29 protein-coding genes are annotated in these 25283 nt (G+C 34.2%); 14 read left to right on the plus strand and 15 right to left on the minus strand.

Annotated features, from left to right (window positions below; translation table 11 throughout):
• Positions 1–5: 5 nt before the first annotated feature.
• A complete protein-coding gene (gene rpoH / locus M9C82_05865; protein ID URQ73473.1) occupies positions 6–857 on the minus strand; it encodes an RNA polymerase sigma factor RpoH in 852 nt (283 codons plus the stop codon).
• A 67-nt stretch (positions 858–924) separates the two neighbouring features.
• Positions 925–1734 (minus strand): 3'(2'),5'-bisphosphate nucleotidase CysQ, encoded by an 810-nt coding sequence (locus M9C82_05870; protein ID URQ73474.1) that lies wholly within the window; start codon positions 1732–1734, stop codon positions 925–927.
• 67 nt (positions 1735–1801) lie between these two features.
• Here M9C82_05870 and M9C82_05875 point away from each other — a divergent pair, with 67 nt between their 5' ends.
• The gene (locus M9C82_05875) at positions 1802–1975 is read left to right on the plus strand and encodes a hypothetical protein (GenBank protein ID URQ73475.1); all 174 of its coding nucleotides are present in this window, start codon (positions 1802–1804) and stop codon (positions 1973–1975) included.
• A gap of 9 nt (positions 1976–1984) precedes the next feature.
• Positions 1985–2839, plus strand: a complete 855-nt coding sequence (locus tag M9C82_05880) for a crotonase/enoyl-CoA hydratase family protein (protein URQ73476.1) — start codon at positions 1985–1987, stop codon at positions 2837–2839.
• Positions 2840–2854: 15 nt separating this feature from the next.
• On the opposite strand, the gene yaaA is transcribed toward M9C82_05880, so the two are convergent.
• Positions 2855–3628, minus strand: coding sequence for a peroxide stress protein YaaA (yaaA, locus tag M9C82_05885; protein ID URQ73477.1), 774 nt, complete (start codon positions 3626–3628; stop codon positions 2855–2857).
• 111 nt (positions 3629–3739) lie between these two features.
• Between yaaA and M9C82_05890 the strand changes: the two genes are divergently transcribed.
• Genes M9C82_05890 through M9C82_05915 form a run of 6 tightly spaced genes read left to right on the plus strand, consistent with a single transcriptional unit; the run spans position 3740 to position 9153 of the window.
• A complete protein-coding gene (locus tag M9C82_05890) occupies positions 3740–4153 on the plus strand; it encodes a TRAP transporter small permease subunit (protein ID URQ73478.1) in 414 nt (137 codons plus the stop codon).
• On the plus strand, positions 4146–5504 hold the full coding sequence (locus tag M9C82_05895; GenBank protein ID URQ74134.1) for a TRAP transporter large permease subunit: 1359 nt from the start codon (positions 4146–4148) through the stop codon (positions 5502–5504). The genes M9C82_05890 and M9C82_05895 overlap by 8 nt, the downstream gene beginning before the upstream one ends.
• 43 nt (positions 5505–5547) lie before the next feature.
• Positions 5548–6636: a dipeptidase gene (locus tag M9C82_05900; protein ID URQ73479.1), complete on the plus strand. Its 1089-nt coding sequence runs from the start codon at positions 5548–5550 to the stop codon at positions 6634–6636.
• A gap of 6 nt (positions 6637–6642) precedes the next feature.
• Complete coding sequence (locus tag M9C82_05905) at positions 6643–7854, plus strand: acyl-CoA dehydrogenase family protein (GenBank protein URQ73480.1); 1212 nt, start codon at positions 6643–6645, stop codon at positions 7852–7854.
• A complete protein-coding gene (locus tag M9C82_05910; GenBank protein ID URQ73481.1) occupies positions 7823–8806 on the plus strand; it encodes a phosphotransferase family protein in 984 nt (327 codons plus the stop codon). The genes M9C82_05905 and M9C82_05910 overlap by 32 nt, the downstream gene beginning before the upstream one ends.
• Complete coding sequence (locus tag M9C82_05915) at positions 8803–9153, plus strand: DUF6285 domain-containing protein (GenBank protein ID URQ73482.1); 351 nt, start codon at positions 8803–8805, stop codon at positions 9151–9153. Before M9C82_05910 ends, M9C82_05915 begins: the two co-directional genes overlap by 4 nt.
• On the opposite strand, the gene M9C82_05920 is transcribed toward M9C82_05915, so the two are convergent.
• Positions 9154–10254, minus strand: coding sequence for a TRAP transporter substrate-binding protein (locus tag M9C82_05920; protein ID URQ73483.1), 1101 nt, complete (start codon positions 10252–10254; stop codon positions 9154–9156).
• The gene (gene uvrD, locus M9C82_05925) at positions 10215–12383 is read right to left on the minus strand and encodes a DNA helicase II (GenBank protein ID URQ73484.1); all 2169 of its coding nucleotides are present in this window, start codon (positions 12381–12383) and stop codon (positions 10215–10217) included. Before uvrD ends, M9C82_05920 begins: the two co-directional genes overlap by 40 nt.
• 27 nt (positions 12384–12410) lie before the next feature.
• On the opposite strand from uvrD, the gene M9C82_05930 reads away from it, so the two are divergent.
• Positions 12411–12992 (plus strand): pyridoxamine 5'-phosphate oxidase, encoded by a 582-nt coding sequence (locus M9C82_05930; GenBank protein ID URQ73485.1) that lies wholly within the window; start codon positions 12411–12413, stop codon positions 12990–12992.
• Here the strand turns inward: M9C82_05930 and M9C82_05935 are convergent.
• Positions 12989–13327: an SMR family transporter gene (locus M9C82_05935; protein URQ73486.1), complete on the minus strand. Its 339-nt coding sequence runs from the start codon at positions 13325–13327 to the stop codon at positions 12989–12991. The genes M9C82_05930 and M9C82_05935 overlap by 4 nt on opposite strands.
• Positions 13328–13362: 35 nt before the next feature.
• Here M9C82_05935 and M9C82_05940 point away from each other — a divergent pair, with 35 nt between their 5' ends.
• Positions 13363–14136, plus strand: a complete 774-nt coding sequence (locus M9C82_05940; protein ID URQ73487.1) for a Bax inhibitor-1/YccA family protein — start codon at positions 13363–13365, stop codon at positions 14134–14136.
• Here the strand turns inward: M9C82_05940 and M9C82_05945 are convergent.
• Positions 14123–14317 carry a hypothetical protein gene (locus tag M9C82_05945; protein ID URQ73488.1) on the minus strand — a complete coding sequence of 65 codons (195 nt, stop codon included), beginning with the start codon at positions 14315–14317 and terminating at the stop codon, positions 14123–14125. The genes M9C82_05940 and M9C82_05945 overlap by 14 nt on opposite strands.
• Before the next feature lie 33 nt (positions 14318–14350).
• Here M9C82_05945 and nadB point away from each other — a divergent pair, with 33 nt between their 5' ends.
• Positions 14351–15904 (plus strand): L-aspartate oxidase, encoded by a 1554-nt coding sequence (gene nadB / locus M9C82_05950; GenBank protein ID URQ73489.1) that lies wholly within the window; start codon positions 14351–14353, stop codon positions 15902–15904.
• 3 nt (positions 15905–15907) lie between these two features.
• Here nadB and M9C82_05955 read toward each other — a convergent pair whose 3' ends face one another.
• Entirely contained in the window at positions 15908–16831 is a 924-nt protein-coding gene (locus tag M9C82_05955) for a nitronate monooxygenase (protein ID URQ73490.1), read from the minus strand.
• An 85-nt stretch (positions 16832–16916) separates the two neighbouring features.
• Here M9C82_05955 and M9C82_05960 point away from each other — a divergent pair, with 85 nt between their 5' ends.
• The 3 genes from M9C82_05960 to M9C82_05970 are packed head-to-tail and all read left to right on the plus strand — an operon-like array spanning position 16917 to position 19421.
• Entirely contained in the window at positions 16917–18110 is a 1194-nt protein-coding gene (locus tag M9C82_05960) for an aminotransferase class I/II-fold pyridoxal phosphate-dependent enzyme (GenBank protein ID URQ73491.1), read from the plus strand.
• Positions 18098–18940: an NAD(P)-dependent oxidoreductase gene (locus M9C82_05965; GenBank protein ID URQ73492.1), complete on the plus strand. Its 843-nt coding sequence runs from the start codon at positions 18098–18100 to the stop codon at positions 18938–18940. Before M9C82_05960 ends, M9C82_05965 begins: the two co-directional genes overlap by 13 nt.
• Positions 18912–19421: a dTDP-4-dehydrorhamnose 3,5-epimerase family protein gene (locus tag M9C82_05970; GenBank protein ID URQ73493.1), complete on the plus strand. Its 510-nt coding sequence runs from the start codon at positions 18912–18914 to the stop codon at positions 19419–19421. Before M9C82_05965 ends, M9C82_05970 begins: the two co-directional genes overlap by 29 nt.
• On the opposite strand, the gene rfbA is transcribed toward M9C82_05970, so the two are convergent.
• From rfbA to M9C82_06005, 7 genes are all read right to left on the minus strand, one after another.
• Positions 19413–20285: a glucose-1-phosphate thymidylyltransferase RfbA gene (gene rfbA / locus M9C82_05975; GenBank protein URQ73494.1), complete on the minus strand. Its 873-nt coding sequence runs from the start codon at positions 20283–20285 to the stop codon at positions 19413–19415. The two genes, M9C82_05970 and rfbA, sit on opposite strands and share 9 nt — an antisense overlap.
• Positions 20275–21282: a dTDP-glucose 4,6-dehydratase gene (rfbB, locus tag M9C82_05980; GenBank protein URQ73495.1), complete on the minus strand. Its 1008-nt coding sequence runs from the start codon at positions 21280–21282 to the stop codon at positions 20275–20277. Before rfbB ends, rfbA begins: the two co-directional genes overlap by 11 nt.
• 9 nt (positions 21283–21291) lie before the next feature.
• Positions 21292–22146, minus strand: a complete 855-nt coding sequence (locus tag M9C82_05985; GenBank protein URQ73496.1) for a glycosyltransferase family 2 protein — start codon at positions 22144–22146, stop codon at positions 21292–21294.
• Positions 22147–22150: 4 nt separating this feature from the next.
• Complete coding sequence (locus tag M9C82_05990; protein ID URQ73497.1) at positions 22151–22621, minus strand: hypothetical protein; 471 nt, start codon at positions 22619–22621, stop codon at positions 22151–22153.
• An 87-nt stretch (positions 22622–22708) separates the two neighbouring features.
• Positions 22709–23761 (minus strand): glutathione S-transferase, encoded by a 1053-nt coding sequence (locus M9C82_05995; protein URQ73498.1) that lies wholly within the window; start codon positions 23759–23761, stop codon positions 22709–22711.
• Positions 23754–24164 (minus strand): DUF1330 domain-containing protein, encoded by a 411-nt coding sequence (locus tag M9C82_06000; GenBank protein ID URQ73499.1) that lies wholly within the window; start codon positions 24162–24164, stop codon positions 23754–23756. The genes M9C82_05995 and M9C82_06000 overlap by 8 nt, the downstream gene beginning before the upstream one ends.
• Complete coding sequence (locus tag M9C82_06005) at positions 24161–25234, minus strand: haloalkane dehalogenase (protein URQ73500.1); 1074 nt, start codon at positions 25232–25234, stop codon at positions 24161–24163. Before M9C82_06005 ends, M9C82_06000 begins: the two co-directional genes overlap by 4 nt.
• Between the last annotated feature and the right edge of the window lie 49 nt (positions 25235–25283).

Consider the following 25283-nt stretch of genomic DNA (forward strand, 5'->3'; position numbering starts at 1 on the left):
AAAATTTAGGAAATGTAACTTTTTACTTTTTCCATGGCAGCTTTTTCTATCTGCCTAATTCTTTCTGCACTGACTCCATACTTATCTGCCAATTCATGGAGTGTAAGTTTCTGATCTTGCAACCATCTATCAATAAGTATTTCTTTGCTTCTAGGGTCCAAAGCAGAAAGAGCCTTGTGAAGAAGTTCATGGCTGTATTCTTCAGAATTTTCTTTTTCAATGAGATCAGCAGGATCTTTAGTTTCATCAGCTAAGAAACCCGAAGGCGTAAAAGAAGCCTCATCGTCACTTGCTTCAGTAGGCGGATCAAAAGACATGTCTGAAGAAGACAACCTTGATTCCATTTCTTTGACAGATTTTTCATCCACCCCTAATTCATTTGATATCGTCTTAATCTCTTCATCGGTAAGCCAATTTAATTCTTTCTTTTGACTTCTTAAATTAAAAAATAACTTTCTTTGTGCTTTTGTTGTAGCGACTTTAACTATTTTCCAATTTTTAATGATGTATTCATGCATTTCTGATTTTATCCAATGCACAGCGAATGAAATCAATCTGACTCCAACTTCTGGATTGAATTTTCTGACAGCTTTCATTAATCCTACATTCCCCTCTTGGATAAGATCTGCTTGAGGAAGGCCGTACCCTGAATAACCTCTTGCAATATGAACAACAAATCTTAGATGTGCCATTACAAGCTGTCTCGCAGCTTCAAGATCATTCTTATAATAGAGATCTTCTGCAAGACGCTTTTCTTCTTCTGGAGTCAGAATCGCAATGTTTTGAACAGACGATAAATAAGCCTCCAGATTTTGGCCTGGGGTTGAAACGTCCATAGGTTGCAATTCTTTACCCATAATTTCGAATTTTATAGTAAAAATTAAATTATATACAAAGTCTTAAGTTGAAAAAAAAGGTACAAATTCAAAAAAACGACAGTTTTTTTATAATTTCTTCGTCTTTTTTAGACGAGACTGCAATAAATCCATTAATTTTTCTCGAAGGATCAAACTTATAAACACTATCTTCGGAATTTTTAAAAATTATTGAACCTTCCAAAGACTCAAGAATAGCTTGTCCTGCTGCCAAATCCCATTGATAAACTGGTCCAAACCTGGGGTAAATATTACTAATGCCGCTGCCTAAATCACAAAATTTCAGTGAACTTCCTTTTTTTTGAATATCAACTTTTTTAAACTCTTTTTTTAAGTTAATAAAAAATTTTTCCTCTTCTTTATCTGAATGACTAGCGCTGGTACTAACGATGCATTTTTCATCAATTGATTTAGGGTGTAAATTATAAGAAATATCTTCTCTAAATAACTTAGCGGAATTATGAACTGAGCCGATGATTATTTCCTCCTCACAAGGCTTTGCAATTGCACCAAAAATAGGTTTCTCTTCAAAAACTAAGGCAAGGTTAATCGAAAAGTTCTTAGACCCCTTTATGAATTCTTTAGTGCCGTCTAAAGGGTCAATCAGCCAGAAATATTTTTCATTAAAGTTATTAGGTTGAGATTCATTTTCCTCCGACAAAATTTTTATTCCAGGGGTTAGTTTTGATACTTTCGAAACAAGAAAATCATTTATTTTAAGGTCAGCTTCAGAAACAGGGGAAAAATCTTTTTTGTTTTGAACGTTAAGAGATTTTCTGTTTTCAAAGTATTTTTTAGCAATTGACGAAGCCTTTTTTAAAATTTTATATATGGGTTGTTCTAGCTTGGAGATTTCCATGTATTTAAATGCTAACTTTAAAAATAATCTAATTAATTTACAATTGTGTTTAAATTATAAGTGAACTATGGAAAACGAAAGAGAATTAGTTAAAAAAGCTGAAGAAATTTCTAAAGGTCTCAAAAGACTTAGTAAAAAAAGTAGAAAGGTTGTCCTTCCCTATCATAGTTCTTATGATTTAATAGATGAATTAGAAGACATAGCTGACAGCTTAGTTAACGATTTAAAGACGAAAGACTAGGAGAATTAAATGACTTACGAAAGTTTTGATTTCAAAAAAGAAAATGGAATTGGTCACCTAAAATTGAATAGGGGTGAAGAATTTAACAAGATGACTCTTAATTTTTGGTACGAGCTGCCAAGAGTTCTTGATGAAATTAGGAAAGATACATCCTTAAGAGTTTTAGTTCTTTCATCTACCGGAAAACATTTTTGTGCAGGTATGGATCTTGCCAATTTTGGAACACTCGGGACAGGAGAAGCAAAAAAAGATAACAGGCCAGACAAAGCAAGAATTGGTGAAGGTCTGTATAGAGTTGCCATGGAACTTCAAGAAAATTTAACAAAATTAGAGAAATTAAGAATTCCTGTTCTCTGCGGTATCCAAGGTGGCTGCATCGGAGGAGGGCTGGATATGGCAACTGCAGCAGATATAAGATTTGCAAGCAAAGATGCATTTTTCTGTATCCAAGAAGTAAATATTGGTATGGCTGCTGATATTGGTACTCTCCAGCGTTTGCCTAGAGTTGTTCCAGAAGGAAAAGTCAGAGAGCTGGCCTACACAGGAAGAAGAATGTATGCCGAAGAATCTTTAGAATGCGGTTTAGTTAACAAAGTATTCGAGACTCATGAATCCATGTTGGAAGGGATTCAGGAAATGGCAAATGAGATTGCTTCTAAAAGTCCTTTAGCAGTCTATGGAACCAAAGCTGTTTTAAACTTTTCACGTGATCATTCAATATCAGATGGCCTTGAATATAATGCTCTTTGGAGCGGAGCCATGCTTCCTCAAGAAGATATGGCTGAAGCCATGATGTCTAGGGCAGAGAAAAGAGAACCTGAGTTCGAAGATATTTTAGAGATTAAAGAATACGGAAAAAAATAAAAAATCCTAAGAAATTTAAAGCTTCCTCAAAAAAACTGGGGAATTGTCTTTAGAAAATTTAGAAGAGAACTTGTAACCTTCATAATCAAACTGTTTTATATCTACTGGATCTTTAATATTGTTGGTCATGATAAATCTAGTCATGAGTCCTCTTGCCTTTTTGGCATGAAAGCTGATGATTTTGTAGTCACCATTTTTAAAATCTTTAAAAACAGGAGAAATAATTTCAGCCTCAACATTATTAGGATCTAGTACAGAAAAGTATTCGTTTGAAGCTAAATTGATTAAAAAATTAGTTTTTTGAATCCTTAAATCTTTGTTAATGGCATTAGTCAAATATGGCTTCCAAAACTCATAAAGATTTGAAGAATCTCCAATCTTTAATTTAGTGCCCATTTCCAATCGATAAGGAGCTATCAAATCTAAAGGTTTTAAAAGTCCATAAAGACCAGACAAGATTCTTAGATATTTTTGAGAGTAATTAACAACATCCTCGTCCAAAGAAGAAATATCTAGGCCTTTATAAACATCTCCTTGAAAAGCAAAAACAGATTGTTTTGAATCAATTCCAGGAGCCGAATCTTGTTTCCAGGTTTGAAATCTTTCAAAATTTAAAAAACCTAAATTTTCACTAATTTTCATTAGTGATGAAAGCATCTCGGGGTCATAATTTCGCATTTCTTTGACTAGAGATTCTGTTTTATCTATGAATATAGGTTCAGAAAAACCAATAGATCCATTCAAAGGAGAATAATCTAAAGTCTTAGCTGGTGATATGACTACTAACATTTTTATATTAAGATTTTGATAATGATAAAAAATATTAACCAAATTTGCCAATCTATACTAATATTTTTTCCCTCTATTCTTGGCAAGGTAAGTACCTGGTTTATGGTTCTTATGATCTTTTTGACAGCTTACGTTGTTGTTTCTAGATATGTTTTTGGAATAGGAATATTGAGCCTGCAGGAGCTTATAATTTATTGCCACGGGATCACTTTCCTAGTTTGTTCTGCATATGCTTTAAAGAAAGATCAACATGTAAGGGTTGATATCTTTTATAGAAAATTTTCCAAAAGAAGAAAAAAAATTATTAATCTTTTTGGAAATATTTTTTTCTTACAGCCAATGTTGTGGGTCATTTTAATTTTATCAATCGATTACGTTTCATTTTCTTGGTTGATAAAAGAAACTTCTGCTGAACCTGGAGGTTTGCCATTTGTGTATCTTTATAAATCAATTATTCTAGTTTCTGCCGTTCTGCTAATTATGCAAAGTTTCGCAAACATTCTTTCTTACTTTAATGATGATTGAATTTCTCCCGCTGTTATTATTTTTTGTAATTTGTTTGACTCTTCTCTTAGGATTCCCAGTTGCCTTTACCTTGGGAGGTGTTTCCATCCTTTTCGCTTTCGTAGCAAGTATTTTTGGAGCCTTTGAAATAAACTTGCTTGAAACAATGCCAAATAGACTTTTTGGGATTATGACAAATGCAACGCTCGTTGCCGTGCCATTATTTGTATTTATGGGTGTTATTTTAGAAAAATCTAAAGTTGCTGAGCTGCTGTTAACTTCCATGTCTAACTTGTTTAGTAGATATAAAAGTGGTCTAGGAATTTCTATCTTATTTGTTGGGACTTTACTCGCTGCCAGTACAGGAATTGTTGGCGCAACAGTAATAGCTATGGGCTTAATATCTTTGCCCGCAATGTTAGCAAGGGGTTATTCTGAAAAAGTATCAACCGGCCTCATTGCTGCAACAGGAACCTTAGGGCAAATAATTCCTCCATCAATTGCATTGGTAATATTGGGAGACGTATTAGCCACTGCTTATCAACAATCTCAGTTAAAGATTGGTAACTACGTAGCTAAATCTCTTTCGGTTGGTGATTTATTTATGGCAGCTATAATACCTGGTTTAATTTTAGTATTTTTATACGGCCTCTATTTTGTTTTCTCTTTAAAAAAGGAAGTCTTAACTCTGGATGAAAATCAAAAACACGAAAACTTTTTTGAACTAATCTCAACACTAATCCCTCCTTTCTTTCTTATTTTTGCAGTTCTGGGATCAATTATTACAGGCATTGCTTCTCCCACAGAAGCTGCTGGCATAGGAGCTTTGGGAGCTATATTTATTGCTTTAATTCACAAAAGATTAAATTTTAAAATTTTAAAAGAATCTACTACCCAAAGTGCTTTTATATCTTCTATGGTTTTCTTAATTTTAATAGGAGCGTCAATTTTTTCTTTAGTTTTCAGGGGACTGGGAGGTGAAGAACTAATAACTGAAATCTTCAATTCCATTCCTGGCGGATTGTTTGGTTCAATGATTTTAGTAATGTTTTTAGTTTTTGTCTTAGGATTTATTTTAGACTTCATTGAGATTACCTTTATAGTCGTACCAATCGTTGGGCCGATCTTGATGGCTATGGGCGCTGATCCTCTTTGGTTAGGAGTAATGCTCGCAATAAATCTACAAACATCTTTTCTTACTCCTCCTTTTGGATTTGCTTTGTTTTATCTGAGAAGTGTAACTCCGGAAACCATTAAAACTGAGTCAATTTACAAAGGTGTCTTCCCTTTTATTATGATTCAAATTCTAGTTTTGTGTTTAGTGGCATATTTTCCTTTACTAGCTACATTACTACCAGAAATAATTTTTTAGTTCTAACGAAACAAAAGTTTTTTTGTTATATTTAAAAATTGCTATGAAAAAAATTTCTATTTTTTTAATTATCTTATTAGTTTCTTGCGCTGAAGATCTAAGCCAGAAAGCTAAAGAATATAGTCAAAATAAAATTATCATAGATTCACACATTGACACTCCCTTTCAGATTTGGCGTCAAAAAAATAATACCGGTGTAAGCGACGACATTACAAAAACAACTTCCTATCACTTTGATTATCCTAGAGCCATAAAGGGCGGTCTTAATCTTCCTTTTTTTGCAATTTATATTCCAGCAAGAACTGAACCAGAAGGGACCTCTTTCGAATTAGCTTTAGAATTAATAGAAATGATGAACAAAATTATTTCAGACAACTCGGATAAATTCACTTTTATAAGAGATCCGTCTGATATTAGTATTTTAGAGAAGAATAAAAATTTAGTAGGAATTGCTTATGGAATTGAAAATGGAGCTCCTATTGAAGGAAAGTTAGAGAACATAAAATATTTTGCTGATCTCGGAGTCAATTACATTACCTTGGCGCATTCTAAGAGCAACCACATATCCGATAGTTCATACGATGAGAATAAAAGATGGAAAGATGGCCTTAGTCCTTTTGGGTTTGAAGTTGTCAAAGAAATGAATAAACAAGGGGTAATGATAGATATATCTCACGTATCGGATGCCGCATTCATGAAGGTTTTAGAAATAAGCGAAACTCCAGTTATAGCGACACATAGTTCTTTAAGACACTTTACGCCTGGTTGGGAGAGAAATGTTTCAGACGAGATGCTAATTGCTTTAGCTAAAAACGATGGAGTACTGCAAATTTGTTTTGGTTCAGGTTTTGTAGCTGACACAAAGTCAAATCCTGACATGATAGTGACAGTAAAAAATGTAGTGGACAATATTGACCGTGTCAAAAACCTTGTTGGAATTGATCATGTTGGTTTAGGCTCTGATTTTGATGGTGAGGTTCCTCTGCCTGAAGATATAAATGATGTCTCTAAGTTTCCAAATCTTATCGAAGAGCTCCTTGTGAGAGGTTATTCAGAGAGTGAAATAGACCAAATTCTGAATGGAAATATTCTAAGAGTGTGGAAGGCTGTAAAAGAATTCTCAAAAAGCTGATTTCGAATGAAAAACGATTGGACCAAAATCAGATCTAAAGTAAAAAGTTTTATAGAAGAAGAAATCTATCCGGTTGAAGACAAATTAGCCAACCATTCAAAAGAATCTAAAAAAATATTAAAAAGCATCACACAAATGGCTAAGGATGAGAATATATGGGCCTTAGGTCATCCAAAAGACATAGGTGGTGGAGGCATGCCATTTATGGAATATGTCTACGTAAATGAAGTTATTGGAAGATCAACATATGCAAACGTTGGTCTTGGAACCGTATCTCTTCAAGATTCAATCATGTTAAGAGAATTTGCATCAGATAATTGGAGAGAGAAATACCTTGAACCATTAGTTAAAGGTGAAATATTTCCAAGTTTTGGAATGACAGAACCGGATGTTGCTAGTTCTGATCCTACACAACTCAAAACAACTGCTATATTGGAAAATGGAGTTTGGAGAATTAATGGTAGGAAATGGTTTACCACAGGTGCTTCTAGAGCAGCTTACACGACTGTTATGTGTAGAACCGAGTTGGATGCCCCAAGTCATGGAGCCTTCAGTATGATAATTGTTCCAACTGATAATCCTGGCTATAAAATCATAAGAGAGACTCCTGTTCTTGGAATAAACGGAGGTCACTATGAGGTTGAATATGACAACGTAGAAGTTCCAGAGGAAAATTTGCTAGGTCCTAGGGGACATGGATTTTTGATAGCTCAAAAAAGATTGGGTCCAGGAAGAATTTTTCATTGCATGAGGTGGCTAGGTCAAGCTCAAAGAGCATTTGATTTACTTTGTTCAAGAATGCATGAAAGAGAAACTTTCGGAACATCGTTAACTCAAAAACAACTTCTTCAGAAATTTGTTTTTGACAGTGCGTGTGAAATTCAATCATCTAGGCAACTTACTCTTGACGCTGCAAAAAGAATTGATCAAGGAGACGATGCAAGAATTGAAATTGGACTTATAAAAGTATTAGGAGCGCAGATGCTCCACAACGTAATTGACAGAGCAATTCAAGTTCATGGCGCCAAGGGATTAACAGATGACACACCACTTAGCTTAATGTACAGACATGCCAGAGAGGCTAGAATTTATGACGGGCCAGACGAAGTCCACATTCAGTCAGTTGCTAAAAGGATTCTCAAGAATTACGCAAATAATGGGTCTGGTTGGGATTTTGGAGAGAGAGATGCTTCACTTCAAAATCAGCAAAATGGATGAACTTAAAAACTTCTTAGAAGGCCTTCTTAATTCTGAATTTGAAGATTTCTATCCTCTTTCAGGAGGAGCATCAGCAGAAATTTATAATATCGTCTTAAAAAATGGGAAAAAGCTTGTTCTAAGAAGAACGCCTGAAAAGTCAGAGTCTCGGTTGGCTATTCCAAAAAAAATAGAAGCCAAAGTTCAAAAAATTGTTAAAAAGAATGAGATACCGGTCCCTGAAATTATTGAAGAATTTGATGAATCAAGCGGAGTTGGAAGTGGCTACATAATGGAGTTTGTTTTAGGAGAAACAATCCCAAGAAAAATTTTAAGAGACGAAAGGTTCGCCCAAATTAGACCAAACCTTGCATTAAGAATTGGGGAGGTTTTAGCAAAAATTCACCAGACAGATTTAAGTGAAATAAAAGAATTGGAAAAAATGACTTTTTATAATTCTCTTAACAAACTTTATGAAGTTTATTCTTCCTTCAACGAACCTCAGCCAGTTTTTGAATATGTTTTCAATTACTTAGCTAAAGTAAATATAAAGGAAAAAAATAACGTCTTAATTCATGGAGATTACAGATTGGGAAATTTCATAGTCTCAGAAAATTCTATTGAATCTATAATTGATTGGGAGCTTACACACATTGGCGATCCTTTAGAAGATTTGAGTTGGGTTTGCGTGAAATCCTGGCGATTTGGAAATAATTCTAAAAGGGTTGCTGGTTTAGGAGACTTAGAAGACTTGATAAAAGGCTATGAATCAATTTCTTCAGAAACAGTGGATCGCTTTGAATTAGATGTATGGCAAATATATGGATCTCTGAGATGGGGTGTAATATGTATGATTCAAACTTTTGCTCACCTAAATAGTAATTTAAATTCCATTGAAAAAGCTGCAATCGGAAGAAGAGTCTCTGAAACGGAATATGATTTAATGAATATGATTAAAAATAAAGAATTTTGAAAAATTTTTTTGATAGACCAACTAAGGCAGAACTGATTGATGCACTGCACTATTTTATTTTTGAAGAAATAGATTTCAAAAAACTTGAAAAATTAGACATTTTTAAAGTCAGAATTGCTTTAAATATTTTAAAAATTTTAAAAAGACAAATTAGTGATGAGAGCAAAATATCTGAAAAATTAAGAGCTCTTAGTAAAAACTTATTTGGTGAAGAAATTTCTTCAAAACAAAATCTAATAGAAAAAATTAAAAAAGAAGATTTTAATAAAGATTCTATAGAGGAGTTTTTATTCGAACTTTCTTGTGAAAAGTTATCTATAGATAATCCTTCCTATCTAAAAGATTAACTATCTAAGCTCATAAATGGCTTCTTCAGAAATTTTATGATAATTGGTGACTCCTTTTTTGAAATCAAGGATCGATCGATACACTTCTGAAGCAAAAACATCTTCTTTAACAAATTCCTCCAATACTTCTTTAGAGATTTTTTCCAATTCGTTAAGAACTTCAAGAGGAAACTTTTTTAAGATTACATTATGATCTTTGATCAGTGAAATCAAAGCTTGATTGTTTCTAGCCGTATACTCATCCAACATGTCTTGGTTCACAGCTCTAGCAGCTGTTCTGACAATCGCTTTCAAATCGTTTGGGAGCTCATTAAAAGCATCTTGATTGAAAATAAATTCTGTCATTGCTCCAGGTTCCTGCCAACCTGGATAATAATAATATTTAGCCACTTGATGAAATCCAAAAGTTAAATCATTGTAAGGGCCTATCCACTCAGCAGCATCTATTACTCCTGTTTGTAGATTCGTAAAAATTTCACTTCCAGGCATTAAAACTGCCTCTCCTCCAGCTCTTGAAAACACCTCTCCGGCTAGTCCTGGCATTCTTATTCTTATTCCATTTAAGTCTTCTAAAGAGTTAATTTCTTTATTAAACCAACCTCCCATTTGAACTCCAGTGTTTCCTCCCGCCATCGGAATTAGATTGAATGGTTCATACGCTTTCTCCCAAAGCTCTAACCCTCCAGCATAATGAAGCCAGGCATTTCGCTCTTGAGCGTTTAAACCAAAAGGAAGAGTGGTAAAAAATTGAGCCACAGGTAATTTCCCAATCCAGTAATATGCTGCTCCATGTCCCATCTCAACCGTGCCTCTTGAAACTGCATCGAAAACTTCTAAAGCTGGAATAAGCTCACCGTTTCCATAAACTTTAATTTTTAATCTCCCATCACTCATCTCCTCAACTAACTTGGCAAAATTTTCCGGACCAAGCCCCACTCCCGGATAATTTTTTGGCCAAGTCGTAACCAATGTCCAAGAAAAATTCTTTTTTTCAAGTGATGTTTCATTCTTAGATGTATCTTCAGAACATGCGGCGATAAAGAGAAGAACAAAAAAATAAATTAAAGTTTTTCTAAATTCGCAAAGCTTAGTACCAGCCATTTAATTCCCCCATTATCAAAATTTACTTCTACTCTAGCATTAGAGCCATCCCCCTCATAATTGAGAATTACTCCTTCGCCAAAACTTTTATGCACCACTCTATCTCCAAGAGAAAACTTTCCTACGTTGTGATCTGTTCCGCCAACTATTCTTGGTTCAAATCCTTTACCTTTAATTTCTGTTTCTGTAGAAACTCTTATTTCATAAATTAACTCTTCTGGAATTTCCTTGATGAATCTGGAAACAGGACTAAAACTGTCAATCCCATAAATATTTCGCGATTCCGCGTGAGTCAAATAAAGTCTTTCCATCGCTCTAGTCATTCCAACATAACAAAGCCTTCTTTCTTCGGCTAACTGTTTGGGGTCTTCTGCTGATCTTCTATGCGGAAACAAACCTTCCTCACAGCCTGCAATAAAAACTAAAGGAAATTCTAAGCCCTTAGATGAATGCAGGGTCATCATCTGAATAGCATCTTCATTTTCATTTGCCTGATTTTCGCCGGCGTCTAAAGAGGCTTGATCTAAAAAAAGCTCCAATAGGGACCTCTTATCGTTTTTGTCTTCGCCCAAAGAGAAAAATTCAGAAGTTGCAGAAATAAGCTCCTCTAAATTTTCAACCCTTGATCTACCTTTCTCTCCTGGCTCTTTTCCATGAAATTCTTTAAGTCCACTCAGAGAAATTACATTTTCGAAAAACGTATCAAGGTTCTCATTGAAATTCATCTCTTCTAGTTTTTCTATTACATCAAAGAAATTAGAAATATTTTGAGCAGCTTTAGTTTCTTTATTTGCGATGATTTGCTCAGATGCTTGCCACAGAGATAAATTATTTTTTTTAGCAAACTCTCTAATTTGATCCATTGTCTTAACTCCAATTCCTCTTGTCGGAGTATTTATTACTCTTTCAAATTGAGAATCATTATTTTTGTTTATTGCTAACTTTGCGTAGGCCAAAGCATTCTTAATTTCCATTCTCTCGTAAAAACGAACGCCTCCATAAATTCTATAAGGCAATTCTGAATTTAAAATAGCATCTTCTAATATTCTAGATTGCGCGTTGGACCTATAAATAATCGCTGTATCTGAGAGGCTTCCTCCCTCTTCAAGCCATCTTTTAATTATCCCAACTATAAAGGAGGCCTCGTCTCTTTCGTTGAAAGCTCGGTAAACCTTTACCTGCTCACCTTCATCTTTTTGAGACCATAATTCCTTTCCTAATCTATCTGGGTTATTCCGTATCACTGAATTTGCGCATGCTAGGATATTTTTTGAGGATCTATAATTTTGCTCTAACTTAATTGTTTTGACTTCATTAAAATCTTTGGTAAATCTTTTAATGTTTGTACTTTTTGCCCCACGCCAGCTATAAATAGATTGATCGTCATCGCCAACAACTGTCATACGACCATTTTTGCCAACAAGTTTTTTTAAAAGTAAATATTGAATTTCATTCGTGTCTTGAAATTCGTCAACTAAGATGTGCTGAAATCTAGCTTGATAATGTTTCAGTAATTCTGAATTTTGGTCTAAAAGCTCAAAAGACCTTATTAAGATTTCGGCAAAATCTACTAATCCCTCTCGATCACATGTTTTTTGATATTCATCCATAATATCAACCATTTTTTCTTCTACAAAAGTTGCATTGATGTTCAATTTAGCTTTTCTTCTCCCTTCATCTTTTTGCTTGTTAATAAACCACTGAGTATCTCTTGGCTGCCAAGTATCTAAGTCCAGATTCATATTTTGAATAACGCGTTTTAAAACTCTTATTTGATCTTCACTATCGATAACTGAAAAATCTTTTACTAGATTGGCTTCTTGCCAATGTATTTTTAACATTCTATGAAAAATTCCATGGAATGTTCCGCACCACATTTGGTTTAAATTTTCTTCAAGAATATTTTCTATTCTTCCTCGCATTTCTTTTGCTGCTTTGTTAGTGAACGTTACGGTTAACAGTGACAAAGGATTTACCCCTTTGACTGATGAAAGCCAAGCAACTTTATGAGTTATAACTTTTGTCTTTCCTGAGCCAGCTCCTGCTAGGATTAATGAATGATGAGATTCATCAGTTACAGCTTCCCTTTGTATTGGGTTTAATTCGTCTAAAATATATGAAACGTCCATAATTAATAGTTTAATGAGAAATAATATATGAATTCAGAGCTAGATTTTTATAATTCCTTAGAACTTTCTTTGAAGTACTCTGAGAGTTTGCTTGAAGATGCAGTTGATAATGCAAAGTCAATTTTTCATACCCCCACGCTTTGTATTTCTGATTCGCCGAGGACTGTAGTCTTGAGAGAATATGATAAAGAAAATAGATTGCTTAGATTTCATACGGATCTTAGATCTAAAAAGATTAAATCAGCAGAAGATCAGTCCAAAGCATATGTTCATTCATATGATTCAGAAAAAAAAATTCAGCTTCGGTTAACGGGATCAGTTACTGTTTATGAAGATGACGAAATTACTAGAAAAGCTTGGGAAAATTCTCGGGAAAATTCTAAGCTATGCTATTCAGTGAAAGGGCCTCCAGGTGATTCCATATTAGATCCTTCTAAATATGACTTAAATAGAAATGACATAGATATTGAGAAAGGATATAAAAATTTTGCGGTGATATTATTTGAATACCATGAGCTAGAGTTTTTATTCCTTAAAAATATAGGACATAGAAGAAGTAAATTTTCTTGGAAAAATGGGAATAGAATAGAAGAGTGGTTAATCCCCTAATTTTCTGCACTGAATAGATTTATCAAAACAACCCCAATAATCACAAAAATCATTCCAACTGAAGTTAGTAAATTTGGCAATTGTAAGTATTTAATTGAAGCTAAAAAAGTAATCAAAAAAATTCCTACCCCTGACCACGTAGCATAAGCAACTCCAACTGGAATTTCGTCTAGAGTGAAAGATAGCCAATAGAAGCTTGCAGCATAAGAGATTGCAGTAACTATGGAAGGAACTATTTTTGTAAACCCTTCGGTTTCCCTTAGATATAGAGTCCCGATAACTTCTGCAATAATGGCTAATATCAAAAAAATATAAGCATTAGTAAGTGCAGACATGGTATAAAATAACTTTTAAATTTTAACTTATATAAATGTCAAAACATAACGCACTTGAAATGTTTGGCCGCTCAGGAAATCCTGCCTTGAATGACGCCACTTTCTCAAATTTTGAGCCTTCAGAAAACATTGGAAGTTTCATGACTCTTCAAGGAACTGTAAATAAAACTGGGATTCTTTTAGCTTTAGTGGTTTTAACTGCAAGCTATACTTGGAACCAATTTTTTATCTCTGAAGATGCCTCAAGTGTTATGCCACTCGCCATTGGTGGGGCTATAGTTGGATTTGTTTTAGCACTTGCAACAATATTCAAAAAAAATTGGTCGGGCGTAACAGCCCCTGCTTATGCTCTTGCTCAAGGATTATTTTTAGGAGCTATCTCCGCAATTTTTGAATCTCAATACCAAGGAATAGTAATACAAGCCGTCGGGTTGACTTTGGGTACTCTTGCTTCACTTCTAGTGCTGTATAAAACTGGCGTAATCAAACCTACCGAAAATTTTAGATTAATGGTCGTATCAGCAACAATGGGGATCGGACTGCTTTACATGGTAAGTATTGTGATGAATATGTTTGGCTCAAACATTGGCTTCATTCACTCAAATGGATTGTTTGGAATAGGTTTTAGCCTTTTTGTTGTGGCTATTGCCGCCTTAAACTTAGTATTAGATTTTGATTTTATTGAACAAGGCTCGGAAAAAAACGCACCAAAGTATATGGAGTGGTTTGGAGCCTTTTCTCTCATGGTAACTCTCATTTGGTTGTATTTAGAGATGTTGAGACTTCTTGCCAAGCTTAGAAGTCGATAGTGGACTTAAATTTTATTTTTTTTTCATTAATCATTGCTGCTTCGTTAGCTGTGTTTTTTTTGTTAACTCCACTCAGAGCATCTGAGAAACAAAGAAATAGACCGGATAGAATAGATTGGACGTCTGGTAAATATAGAAATTTCTTCAAATATTTTTTAATTTTAATATTTACAGTATTCATTTCAGCTTTGTTGATTAGGTTACTTATTTAATTTTGAGGGTTAAAACCGATATTCTTATAATAGGAAGTGGTGCTGCAGGATTAACTGCAGCTCTTGAATTATGTAATAAATTCAAAGTAACCATAATCTCAAAAAATCAAATTGTAGATAGTTCAACTTGGTATGCTCAAGGAGGCATCGCTGCCGTACTTGCAAAAGAAGATTCAACCAAAAGTCATATTGAAGATACTCTAAAGGCTGGAGATGGATTATGTAATAGAAAAGCCGTAGAGCGCTGTATTGAAAATGGAAAAGACGCAATTAGATGGCTAGAGGATTCGGGTGTAATTTTTACTAAAAAAAATAATAAAGAATTGCATTTAACTCAAGAAGGAGGACATTCATTTAGAAGAGTGGTCCATGCTGCTGATGCGACCGGCCGAGAAGTATCAGATTCTTTAGCGGCCAAAGTACTAAAAAGCCAGAATATTAAAATTTATGAAAATCACTTGGCGGTGGATTTAATTGTCAAAAGGAATAGATGTTTGGGAGCATTTATTTTTGATAAGCAAAAGGAAAAAGTCTTAAGTATTTCCGCAGGCTCGATAATTTTAGCAACTGGAGGAGCAAGTAAGGCTTATCTCTACACAAGCAATCCTGATGGAGCTAGTGGTGATGGATATGCGCTTGCATGGAGAGCTGGATGTCGTCTTGAAAATATGGAATTTAATCAATTTCACCCTACATGCCTTTTCCACCCAGAAGCAAAATCTTTTTTGATAAGTGAAGCATTAAGAGGTGAAGGGGCAATATTGAAAAACCTCTCTGGTGAGCCCTTTATGAAAAAATATGATTCTAGAGCAGATCTAGCGCCAAGAGACATTGTTGCAAGATCGATTGATAATGAAATGAAAATTAGTGGGAAAGACAACGTTTTATTAGATATTTCTCATAAGTCATCAAGTGAAGTGAAGAAGCTATTCCCAAGTATTTTTAAAAAATGCTTAGAATTTGGTTTTGACATTACAAAACAACCGATACCGGTTGTTCCTGCCGCACATTACACCTGCGGGGGAATTGCTACCGACTTAGATGGACAGACAGACGTTGTGAATTTATTTGCTATCGGTGAGACCTCTTCTACCGGACTTCACGGAGCTAACAGAATGGCTAGTAATTCACTCTTGGAGTGCATAGTTTTTGCTAAAGCTGCCGCAAAAAAAATAAAGAAAACATTCAGTCCTAATCTTATGGATTTGCCAGTATGGGATAATTCGAAAGTAATCAGAGCGGGAGAAAACATATTAATTAATCATAACTGGGATGCGACTCGAAGATTAATGTGGAATTATGTTGGAATCGTCAGAAGTAAGGATCGTTTAAAAAAGGCAAAGGAAAAAATGGAATTAATAAAGAAAGAAGTTCAAGAATTTTATAAAAATTATGAAATTACTTCAGATTTTCTTGAGCTCAGAAATTTGGTCTTAGTTTCGGAACTAATTATTGATAGCGCAATAAAGAGAAAAGAAAGTAGAGGATTACATTACAACATTGATTATCCTAAGAAACTAAAAAAAGCTTCTTCTACAATACTTCAGCCAAAGTAGTCTTTAAATTTTCGAATTATTAAGCGATTCTAAGGTTCTATTAAACTCAGTCACAGTTAAATTTATAATTTCTTCAACACTTTTAATTTCATCGATCAAGCCCATTGATTGTCCAGTAAGTGCTGGGGCAGCGTTCAAGTCACCTCCAAAATAAAGATCTTGCACACCCTTAAAAACACTCATATCCATGGACCCTTTTTCATAGATCTCTTTGCTGTAATCCGTTTTAATTGCTCTTAGACAGGGAGATCCAGATTTATTCAAAATATAGGTATCAGATTCTGACCCCGTTAGAATTGCATCTTTCCAATTTTGGTGGACGGGGCTTTCTTTGCTTGATACAAATCTAGTTCCCATCTGAACACCTTCTGCTCCACTAGCAAAAGCCGCAGCCATTCCTACGCCGTCGGCGATACCTCCAGCGGCAATAATTGGAAGATCTGTTTTTTTTCTAATTGCTTGAATTAGAACATGAAGGCCAATTTCTTCAGGGTTTTTAAAACCCCCTCCTTCTGTCCCTTCTACAACTAATCCATCCACTCCAGCCTCTTTAGCTTTAATAGCTCCAGACAAACTTGGAACAGCATGATAGACAATTAAGCCAGCTGATTTTAGGCGATCAATATATTTGGCGGGACTTCCAGCCGAAGTAGTAACAAATTTAACTCCGCATTCAGCCACAAAATCAACAATTGAATCATCTTGTAAAAAAAGAATGGGTAAATTTACCCCGAAAGGATTGCTAGTCATAGTAGACATTTTTTGAATTTCTTTTTTGCAAGCTTCTACTTCACCAGAAGAAGTTTCTATTACTCCTAGCCCCCCAGCATTAGAAACAGCCGAGGCTAACTGGCTTCTTGCTATCCATCCCATTGGGGCTTGAATAATAGGATATTTAGTTTCTAAATGGTTTGTAACTCTATTCATTTTATTTTCACCTTGAAATTTTTTTGTTAATTCTATTTGATATTTTTATATATCTATAGCATTAACGACAATTTATAATTCTACTATGACAAAAGTTTTTTATGCCGAAGCGAATTATTCCGACGAAGAAATTGATGCAGTGATCAAAGTCCTTCGAGAGAACCGGCTAGCATTAATGTGTGGTGAAAATGTAAGAACCTTGGAGGGGCAAGTTGCTAAGTTATTTAATAAAAAATTTGGTCTAATGACTAACAGTGGTTCTTCTGCAAATTTAATTGCAGTTCAATCACTTAATTTGAAAAAGGGAACTAAAGTCCTTACTCCTGCCCTCACCTTTTCAACAACTATTTCTCCATTAGTTCAATCAGAACTAATCCCCTTATTTATAGATGTGGAAAGAGAAACAATGCAAATTGATATTAACAAATTAAAACAAGCACCCCTGGAAAATGTGTCTGCAATTTGCGTTCCCAATCTGATTGGAAATGTGGCAAATTGGGAAGAAATTTCTGATTTCGCCAAAAGTAACAATCTCAAGACTATCGAAGACTCTGCAGATACCATTGGGTATAAATATGAAACAGGCAAGAAAAATTGGTCTGATGTATCCACAACAAGTTTCTATGCGTCGCACGTAGTCACCGGCGCCGGTTTTGGAGGAATGACATGCTTTTCTGAGAAAGAGCATTATGATTTAGCTCTATCACTTAGGGGCTGGGGAAGAAGGTCCTCGCTTTATGGAGAAACAGAAGATTATGAAAGAAGATTCAATGCAAAAATAGATGGTATGAATTATGATGATAAATATATTTTTGATGATATAGCTTATAACTTTTTACCTTCGGAAATTTCAGCTGCATTTGCTCTAGTTCAAATCAAAAACTTAGAGAAAAACCTAAAAAATAGATTAGATAATTACAATTATCTCAAAGAAAAATTAAGCGAATCAGATAATTTTAGCGTTCCAAGCTCTTATAAAAATGTCGAAACAGGTTGGTTAGCTTTTCCCTTAATTTTTACAAATAAACTCGAAAAGAAAAGAAAAGAAATACAAATTTTTCTTGAAGAATCAGGAATTCAGACTAGAACAATTTTTACTGGAAATATTATGCGTCAGCCTGTTGCCAAAAAATTTAATTGGGAATCTTTTGGAACCTTTGAAGTGAGTGATTACATTATGGAAAATGGAATTTTACTAGGTTGTCACAATAAGCAAACGAGAGAGAAAATGGATCTTACCATTAAGAAGCTCTTTGAAATTGAAAGTTGTCTGACGTAATCTATACAACAGGTATAACAGGCTTCATAGGAAGAAACCTACTTCATACTTTGCTAGAAAAATACAATTTTGTTTTAAATTTTGAGAGAAATCACAAGATTTCAATCCATCAAAAAAATGAAAAAAAAATTCTTAAGGATTTTGATTTTAAAATGTTGGAAAATTATTCTTCAGAGGTTTTGATTCATTTAGCAACTTTATATAATCCTTCTCCTAAGAATGAATTCGAAGAAAACGAAATTCTTCAATCTAATTTGAATTTTCCCGTCCAAGTATGTAAAACACTTGAGGAAATTAACCTAAAAAAAATAATTACGACTTCTTCTTACATCCAATTGATTCCAGAAGACGAACAAAATCTTTATGCCAAAAGTAAAAGTGATTTTATAAAGTGGGCCGAACAAACGTTTGAAATTACCGAAATCTTTTTATTCGATTCTTTTGGCTCAGATGATAACCGAGAAAAGGTTGTAGATCTCTTCATAAAAAAATCATTATTAAATGAAGAAATAAATATTCCTGCAAAAAAAATACAAATGAATTTAACTCATATAGACGAAATTTCAGAATGTCTTATGGCTAGTCTAGATCTTCAAAAAGGCAAATATATGATTCTTTCAAATAATCAAATTACAATTGAAGATCTTGCGAAAAAGATCGTAAAAATTTTAAGCTCTAGATCATTGATAAATAAGGATTTTAACGCAGTTGATTATTTTAAAAAAATTACTAAGTTTCCAAAGAACATTTATAGAGCTTCATCAAGTCAAGATTTTGAAAGTATGCTATTGTCGAGAAGCAATGAAATTAGAAAAGCCCATAGTCTTTAAACAAGCTTTTAATGTTTTCAACGACGATAGAGGGTATCTCAGTGCATTGGATATTGAGAATTTAATAAGCAAAATTCCTGAACAAAAATTTAATTTTCGATATCAACTTTTATCCTTTAGTGAAAAAAAAGATACTTTTAGAGGATTTCATTATCAAACTAAGCCTTTCGAACAAAATAAATTAATAGTTATTCATTCAGGAGAAGTATTAGATCTTATTGTTCCTTCTGATAATCCCTTAGAAAGAGACATTGAGGAATTTGAACTAAGGACGGGAGACGCAATTTTGATTCCTTCCAGTTTTGCACATGGATTCATAACTCTTTCTGACGAAGTCCTGATGCAATATTTCTTGGATAAAACTTATTCTGAGGAACACTACAAAGGTATAAATGGAAATAGTTTCCTAAGAAATAACTTCGAGAATAAAGAATTCTTAGTTTCTTCTAAAGACAAGGCACTTGAGCAAGAGCTAATTTAGAAGCGAGAGAAGATATTTTCCGTAAGAGCTTTTAAGGAGCGGTTGCGCTAAGCTCTCAAGAGAATCTGCATTAATCCATTTCTTTTTATAAGCAATTTCTTCTGGACAAGCCACCATAAGGCCTTGTCTTTTTTGAATAGTTTCTATAAAACTACCGGCTTCATGCAGACTCTCATGAGTTCCAGTATCTAGCCAAGCAAATCCGTGATCTAACAGTTCGACTTCAAGCGTCCTATTTTCCAAATACCAATTATTAACATCAGTAATCTCCAACTCACCTCTTGATGAAGGCTTTAAAGATTTAGCAACTTCCGAAGCTTCTGAGTCATAAAAATATAACCCTGTTACGACGTAATTACTTTTGGGAGATTTAGGTTTTTCTTCCAAACTTAAAACTTTATTCTCATTATTGAATTCAACTACACCGTATCGATCTGGATCATTTACATGATAAGCAAAAACCTTGGCTCCCTCCTGGAAATTACTTGCCGCATCTAATCTTTCAGGCATTGACGCTCCAAAAAAAATATTATCTCCTAAAACTAGAGCAGAGCTCTTATTATTTAAGAAATTTTCAGCGATTATAAGAGCTTGAGCTATACCGTCTGGAGAAGCTTGAGACTCGTAACTAAAATTTACTCCCCACTGAGAACCATCACCCAGCATATTTTTAAATAATCCTAAATCGCTGGGTGTAGAAATTATTAAAATGTCCTTTATGCCAGCCAGCATCAGAGTGGTAATAGGATAATAGATCATTGGCTTGTCATAGACTGGCAACAACTGTTTTGAGATGCAATTGGTAATGGGATACAAGCGAGTACCCGAACCTCCTGCCAATACAATTCCCTTTCTACTTTTCACCGCTTATATATTTTTCAAAGTACCATGATACCGTTTTTTCTAATCCAGAATCGAAGGTTTCCGAAGGCTGCCAATTAAGCTCTTTTTTTATTTTTGAAGTATCTAAATTGTAGCGAAAATCGTGACCTGGCCTATCTTGCACGAATTCTATTAATTGGGAATAATTTCCTTTTTTGCTGGGAGATAACTTATCTAAAATAGAACAAATTTTTTGCGTTATCTCAATATTTGAAGTTTGATTATTTCCGCCAATGTTATAGGTTTCACCAACTTTTCCTTTATCTAAAACTTCGCAAATAGCTTCGCAATGATCCTCTACAAAAAGCCAATCTCTTATATTTTTGCCATCGCCATATATTGGGAGTTTTTTCCAGTTTAAGCAGTTACTTATCAAAAGAGGAATAAGTTTCTCTGTGTGCTGATGTGGACCATAATTATTAGTACAATTAGTAATGTTAACTGGTAATTTAAAAGTTTCTGCCCAAGCTCTCACTAAATGATCACTTGCTGCTTTTGAAGCCGAGTAAGGACTATTAGGTCTATAAGCGCTAAATTCTGTTGATTTATCGTCATCTAACTTTAAGGATCCAAATACTTCATCAGTTGAAACGTGCAAGAACTTAAATTTTTCCTTTTCTTCAAAGGACGAAGATAAATAAAACTCTAAGGTGGCGGAAAGCAGATTAAAAGTTCCAGTTATATTTGAATTTATAAAGGCCTCTGGAGAGGTTATAGAATTATCAACATGAGTTTCTGCCGCAAAATTCACTATCGATCTGGGTTTGTGCTTAGATAAAACTTCCTTAAGTAATGTTTTGTCGTTAATGTCCCCTTTAACGAAAAAATAATTTTTATTGTCTTCAATACTTGATAAGTTTTTTAAATTTGATGCATAGGTTAAATTGTCAAAATTCAATACGGACTCATTATTTTTTTTGATCCAACGTAAAATAAAGTTAGAACCTATAAAACCTGCACCACCAGTCACTAAAATCATGGTTATATATTATCCTGTAAAACTTTCTTTGTTTATTTCGCTTAAAACGCCTTTAAAAAAAGAAAAATATTTTGCTCTTTTTCTTTTTGAAAAAATTATTTCAATCGAAAATAATTGAACGAATGAAAAAATGAAATTTCTTGTTAATGGAAAATTTATTTTGTGTTTTTTTTGGGCATAAACCCTTGATTTGCCCATATGAAATCCCTTCAAGCTTGCTATTTCCGGACTACGGCCACTAGAGCTTCCTCCTTCATGAACCATTATCGCAGAAGGAATATTATACAAAGGTCCTATTGTATTTCTTAATCTTATAGAAAGATCATCGTCTTCATGAAAAAGAAAGATATTCTCATCGAATCCTCCAATTGACAAAAATTTAGTTTTTTCAATTAAAAAAGCTGAACCAGCTATTACTGTTACCTCAGAATCCTCGGTTGGCGGAACTCTTGACATCCAATCTTTTCGGTTCAAAAGAACTGACCTTCTTTTGAATGTTTGTTTTCCCTTAGAATCAAGTATTTTTGGAGAAAAAGCGCTAGCATTTTTATATTTTTGAGAAGCTTGATAAAGGTTTTCAATTGTTTTTTCTTTCAGAATACAATCTGGATTTACAAAAAAAAGATAATCTCTACTCGATGCTTTCGCACCTAAATTGCAAGCTGCTCCAAATCCTAAATTACTCTTAGGACTTAATATCTTTAAATGTGGCTTATTTGAAAATTCTTTCGTAGTTTCGAAGTCTTGGGAATTATCTACAATAATGATTTCGCAATCATCTGAAACATTTTTAATAAGCTTTTCCAGAGAACTTTTGCTTCTAAAACTTATCGTTACAAGAGTAATTCTCTCTTCAAAAGACATGTCTTTAATTCTTTTTAGTCCGCAAGGAAAGAATGAGAGAAATAATTAAGAAAATTAGAATGTATGGCACTCCTTCAGCTCCTGGAGTGACTCCATTAGTATAGTCAGGATTAAGAGATGGGAAAAAATCTGTTAAAGGATAAATACCTCTCAATCCCCACTCGAAGATGTTAATTAATAACATTAGAGGAATAAATCCCCTATATTTTATCAAAACCATAATGGTAAGGCCTGTCCTAATAACTTGTTCTAAACCCCAGAGAGAGAAAAATAGATAAATTAAATTCATCGGGTCGGGAGATCCCTTTATAGGCATCACATTCGCAATATCGTGCAGTCCAAACTCCCAAAAAAGTAAATGAATTGTGCTTCTCCAAATTAACAATCCTGTATACAAAATAAGTGCGTAAAAGGCTAAGATACTACCTTTGTATTCATTTGGATTTTCTGGAAAAATTTTACTTAACAAGCTCAACTAATTTATCCCCTCGGTCAACGAATTACAGTAAGATTTTATAATATCAGCTTTTGATTACCGAAATAGATTTCAATTTCTTTTAAGTTAGTTTTTTAAAAGCTTCTCGCAATTATTTTTTTTAAGAAATAAGTTCACTTTATTTTTTTCTTTATTATCTAATTTTTCAAATTCTTCATTAATCCAATTAAGACATTTAACTTGATAAGGAAAAGTTTGTTGAGTCCACTCAGAATCATCTATTAAAGCCTTCCAAGTTTTTTCATCTTTCAAAGTTGCTTCTTTGTTAGCTAATAGAGCAGGGGCATAAACCTTACCAATTTCTTTAAAAATATTACTAAGTGACTCAGGTACTTCGTCTAATATCCAATCTTGATCTGAAACTTCAAGGCCTGATAAATCTTCCATTAAACTGACCCAAGCAACTGTTCTTGGTGAAATCTCGTGAGCTATTTTCCTGGAGGTGGGATCGAATCCAACAAGCTGACTCAACTGTCCAAACATTGCAAAATCAGCTGAAGCTGGCCTTTTACCGAGCAAGAAAGGGAAAATAGAAAAATGTTTTTCTAATAAGCTTAAAAATCTTTTAAAACTTTTTTCAATGATTTCGGCAGTGATTTCACTAGAACCAACCACTCCTAATCTACTAACTTGTCTTTCAGAAATAAATTTTTTAAATGAAGCCAACGAATCTTCATCAAGATTCACGATTTGATTTAATGGCAAAAGTGTTCCGGCATTGTCAATATCCTCATCGAAATGCCATCGATAATGAAACATGTACTTTGTTACCCATTCATCAGCAAAATCTTCAAGAAGATAATTTAAAAAGCTTAAAAATTTATCTTTAGGAATACATTTTCTGATTTCAAATTCTGTTTCGAAGCGTCTTATGAGAGGCGTTGAATCTGTATAGGCCTTCAATTCTCCAGTTTCATCGGGAAGAAGAAAAGTTGGTTGAAGATTTGGTTTTGCAGGTTCAATGTTTAAATGAGATAAAGATCCATTGGTTAGTAATTCTTCCGGGTTGCCCCAAATGACCTTGTAAGGTATTTGTCTATATCTCATCAAAGCAATCATCTTCCTAGTGTAAGGAGATGGTGGACTGCCTATAAAAGTAATTCGAGTGTTTTCACTCATGATTTTTTGTCTCGATGTTTAACTGCCCTTTTAATCCTGCAGTACGATGCACAGATATCTCTGCATATTCAGGGCTCATCATCATTTCGAGCATTTTTCTTCTACTGGGGTACTGAGCTATTGCAACTGTATCCCATAATTCTTCAACTTCTCCTAACATCAACCTGCTTACTTCTGCGCCAAATAAAACTTTCCCGCCGGTGTTCTCAACCAATTTAGCGACTGCTAAAGCATATATTTGATAGGCTTCTCTACCCGTGAGATCTGTTGTTCTGCCATCCTCATACTCAGCTTTATCCTTGAATTTTAAAAGATTGAGCATTGAAATTGGACTGTCTATATCCCCTTCTACGAAACCTTTCATCTGCTCTTCCGATGGAATAACTTTGTTCTCTACTTTCATTTTCTCTCCTGCTGCTTAATAAAATTTATCAAAAGCTCTGATAATTCTTTGGGTCTAGTCCATTGATAAAAATGACCCCCACCAATATGTTCAGCACTTTTGGCATTTGGACACATATTTAAAACATCTCGCTCTATTCCATTAGTAACAGGATCATCTCCAGCAAAAACACTTAAAAAAGGTTTGTCCCAATGCTTGAAAACGTCCCTAGCGATTCTTTGGGCTTCCAAGGACTCATCGGGAATTGTTGGAACGTGACTTGGCATGGCTCGAGGACCCATTTTGTATTTATCATTTGGGAAAGGGGCATCGTAAGCCTTAGCTAGTTGTGATTTAAAAGGAAAATAGTTACTTATCCCTAGATTAACGAAAGCCAGATATAAAAGTCTTTGAATTGTTGAAGGCTTACCCATACTTTGCTCCATCAGAAAACCTATTGGTAAATCAACTGTATCCCAACAAAATTTTTGCCAATACATAAATTTCAAAGCTGGATGAGTTTTTTTACTATCCATTTGTCTTACTTGCTTAAACATTGTAATTGGAGAGAGTTTTAAATTACTTTCTCTAAAACTGTTTACCTTGTCTACTACATCAAAAGGTACGTCTGGATTGTAAGGCAGTCCTGTATTTCCCATGGCTACTTTATTAAAGCGATCAGGTTCATTTGCGACCATCCTCAACCCAATCAACCCTCCCCAGTCTTGACCAAAAAAAGAAATATTTTTAAAGTCATTTGTTTTTAGCCAATTAGTCATCCAATCTACTTGTCTCTGAAAACTATAGTCCTCTCTTGCAGCGGGTTTGTCAGATTTTCCGTACCCTGGAAGATCTGGACAAATTACTCTAATTCCAGCATCAGAAAAAAATGGAATCATCTTTGTATACAGGTAACTCCAAACAGGTTGTCCATGCATGCATAAAATAATAGGTCCATCCTCAGGGCCAACATCAATATGATGAATCCTCAGCTCTGAATCATCATGAGTCGAAATTGTTGTATAACAAGGTTCGTAAGGATAATCCTTTAGATTAGCAAAGGATTTTTCGGGGGTTCTTAAAATTTCCATTCATCTCCTAAGAATTTTTGACAAATAACTGTCAATTGATAGAGTAATT

Source organism: SAR86 cluster bacterium (assembly GCA_023703675.1).
Lineage (GTDB): Bacteria > Pseudomonadota > Gammaproteobacteria > Magnimaribacterales > AG-339-G14 > AG-339-G14.

Excerpts from the sequence above, each read along its gene's own strand:
- rpoH (URQ73473.1), bottom strand. The coding sequence starts at position 857 with ATGGGTAAAGAATTGCAACCTATGGACGTTTCAACCCCAGGCCAAAAT.
- M9C82_05870 (URQ73474.1), bottom strand. The coding sequence starts at position 1,734 with ATGGAAATCTCCAAGCTAGAACAACCCATATATAAAATTTTAAAAAAG.
- M9C82_05875 (URQ73475.1), top strand. The coding sequence starts at position 1,802 with ATGGAAAACGAAAGAGAATTAGTTAAAAAAGCTGAAGAAATTTCTAAA.
- M9C82_05880 (URQ73476.1), top strand. The coding sequence starts at position 1,985 with ATGACTTACGAAAGTTTTGATTTCAAAAAAGAAAATGGAATTGGTCAC.
- yaaA (URQ73477.1), bottom strand. The coding sequence starts at position 3,628 with ATGTTAGTAGTCATATCACCAGCTAAGACTTTAGATTATTCTCCTTTG.
- M9C82_05890 (URQ73478.1), top strand. The coding sequence starts at position 3,740 with ATGATCTTTTTGACAGCTTACGTTGTTGTTTCTAGATATGTTTTTGGA.
- M9C82_05895 (URQ74134.1), top strand. The coding sequence starts at position 4,146 with ATGATTGAATTTCTCCCGCTGTTATTATTTTTTGTAATTTGTTTGACT.
- M9C82_05900 (URQ73479.1), top strand. The coding sequence starts at position 5,548 with ATGAAAAAAATTTCTATTTTTTTAATTATCTTATTAGTTTCTTGCGCT.
- M9C82_05905 (URQ73480.1), top strand. The coding sequence starts at position 6,643 with ATGAAAAACGATTGGACCAAAATCAGATCTAAAGTAAAAAGTTTTATA.
- M9C82_05910 (URQ73481.1), top strand. The coding sequence starts at position 7,823 with ATGCTTCACTTCAAAATCAGCAAAATGGATGAACTTAAAAACTTCTTA.
- M9C82_05920 (URQ73483.1), bottom strand. The coding sequence starts at position 10,254 with ATGGCTGGTACTAAGCTTTGCGAATTTAGAAAAACTTTAATTTATTTT.
- uvrD (URQ73484.1), bottom strand. The coding sequence starts at position 12,383 with ATGGACGTTTCATATATTTTAGACGAATTAAACCCAATACAAAGGGAA.
- M9C82_05930 (URQ73485.1), top strand. The coding sequence starts at position 12,411 with ATGAATTCAGAGCTAGATTTTTATAATTCCTTAGAACTTTCTTTGAAG.
- M9C82_05935 (URQ73486.1), bottom strand. The coding sequence starts at position 13,327 with ATGTCTGCACTTACTAATGCTTATATTTTTTTGATATTAGCCATTATT.
- M9C82_05940 (URQ73487.1), top strand. The coding sequence starts at position 13,363 with ATGTCAAAACATAACGCACTTGAAATGTTTGGCCGCTCAGGAAATCCT.
- M9C82_05945 (URQ73488.1), bottom strand. The coding sequence starts at position 14,317 with ATGAATACTGTAAATATTAAAATTAAAAAATATTTGAAGAAATTTCTA.
- M9C82_05955 (URQ73490.1), bottom strand. The coding sequence starts at position 16,831 with ATGAATAGAGTTACAAACCATTTAGAAACTAAATATCCTATTATTCAA.
- M9C82_05960 (URQ73491.1), top strand. The coding sequence starts at position 16,917 with ATGACAAAAGTTTTTTATGCCGAAGCGAATTATTCCGACGAAGAAATT.
- M9C82_05970 (URQ73493.1), top strand. The coding sequence starts at position 18,912 with ATGAAATTAGAAAAGCCCATAGTCTTTAAACAAGCTTTTAATGTTTTC.
- rfbB (URQ73495.1), bottom strand. The coding sequence starts at position 21,282 with ATGATTTTAGTGACTGGTGGTGCAGGTTTTATAGGTTCTAACTTTATT.
- M9C82_05985 (URQ73496.1), bottom strand. The coding sequence starts at position 22,146 with ATGTCTTTTGAAGAGAGAATTACTCTTGTAACGATAAGTTTTAGAAGC.
- M9C82_05995 (URQ73498.1), bottom strand. The coding sequence starts at position 23,761 with ATGAGTGAAAACACTCGAATTACTTTTATAGGCAGTCCACCATCTCCT.
- M9C82_06000 (URQ73499.1), bottom strand. The coding sequence starts at position 24,164 with ATGAAAGTAGAGAACAAAGTTATTCCATCGGAAGAGCAGATGAAAGGT.
- M9C82_06005 (URQ73500.1), bottom strand. The coding sequence starts at position 25,234 with ATGGAAATTTTAAGAACCCCCGAAAAATCCTTTGCTAATCTAAAGGAT.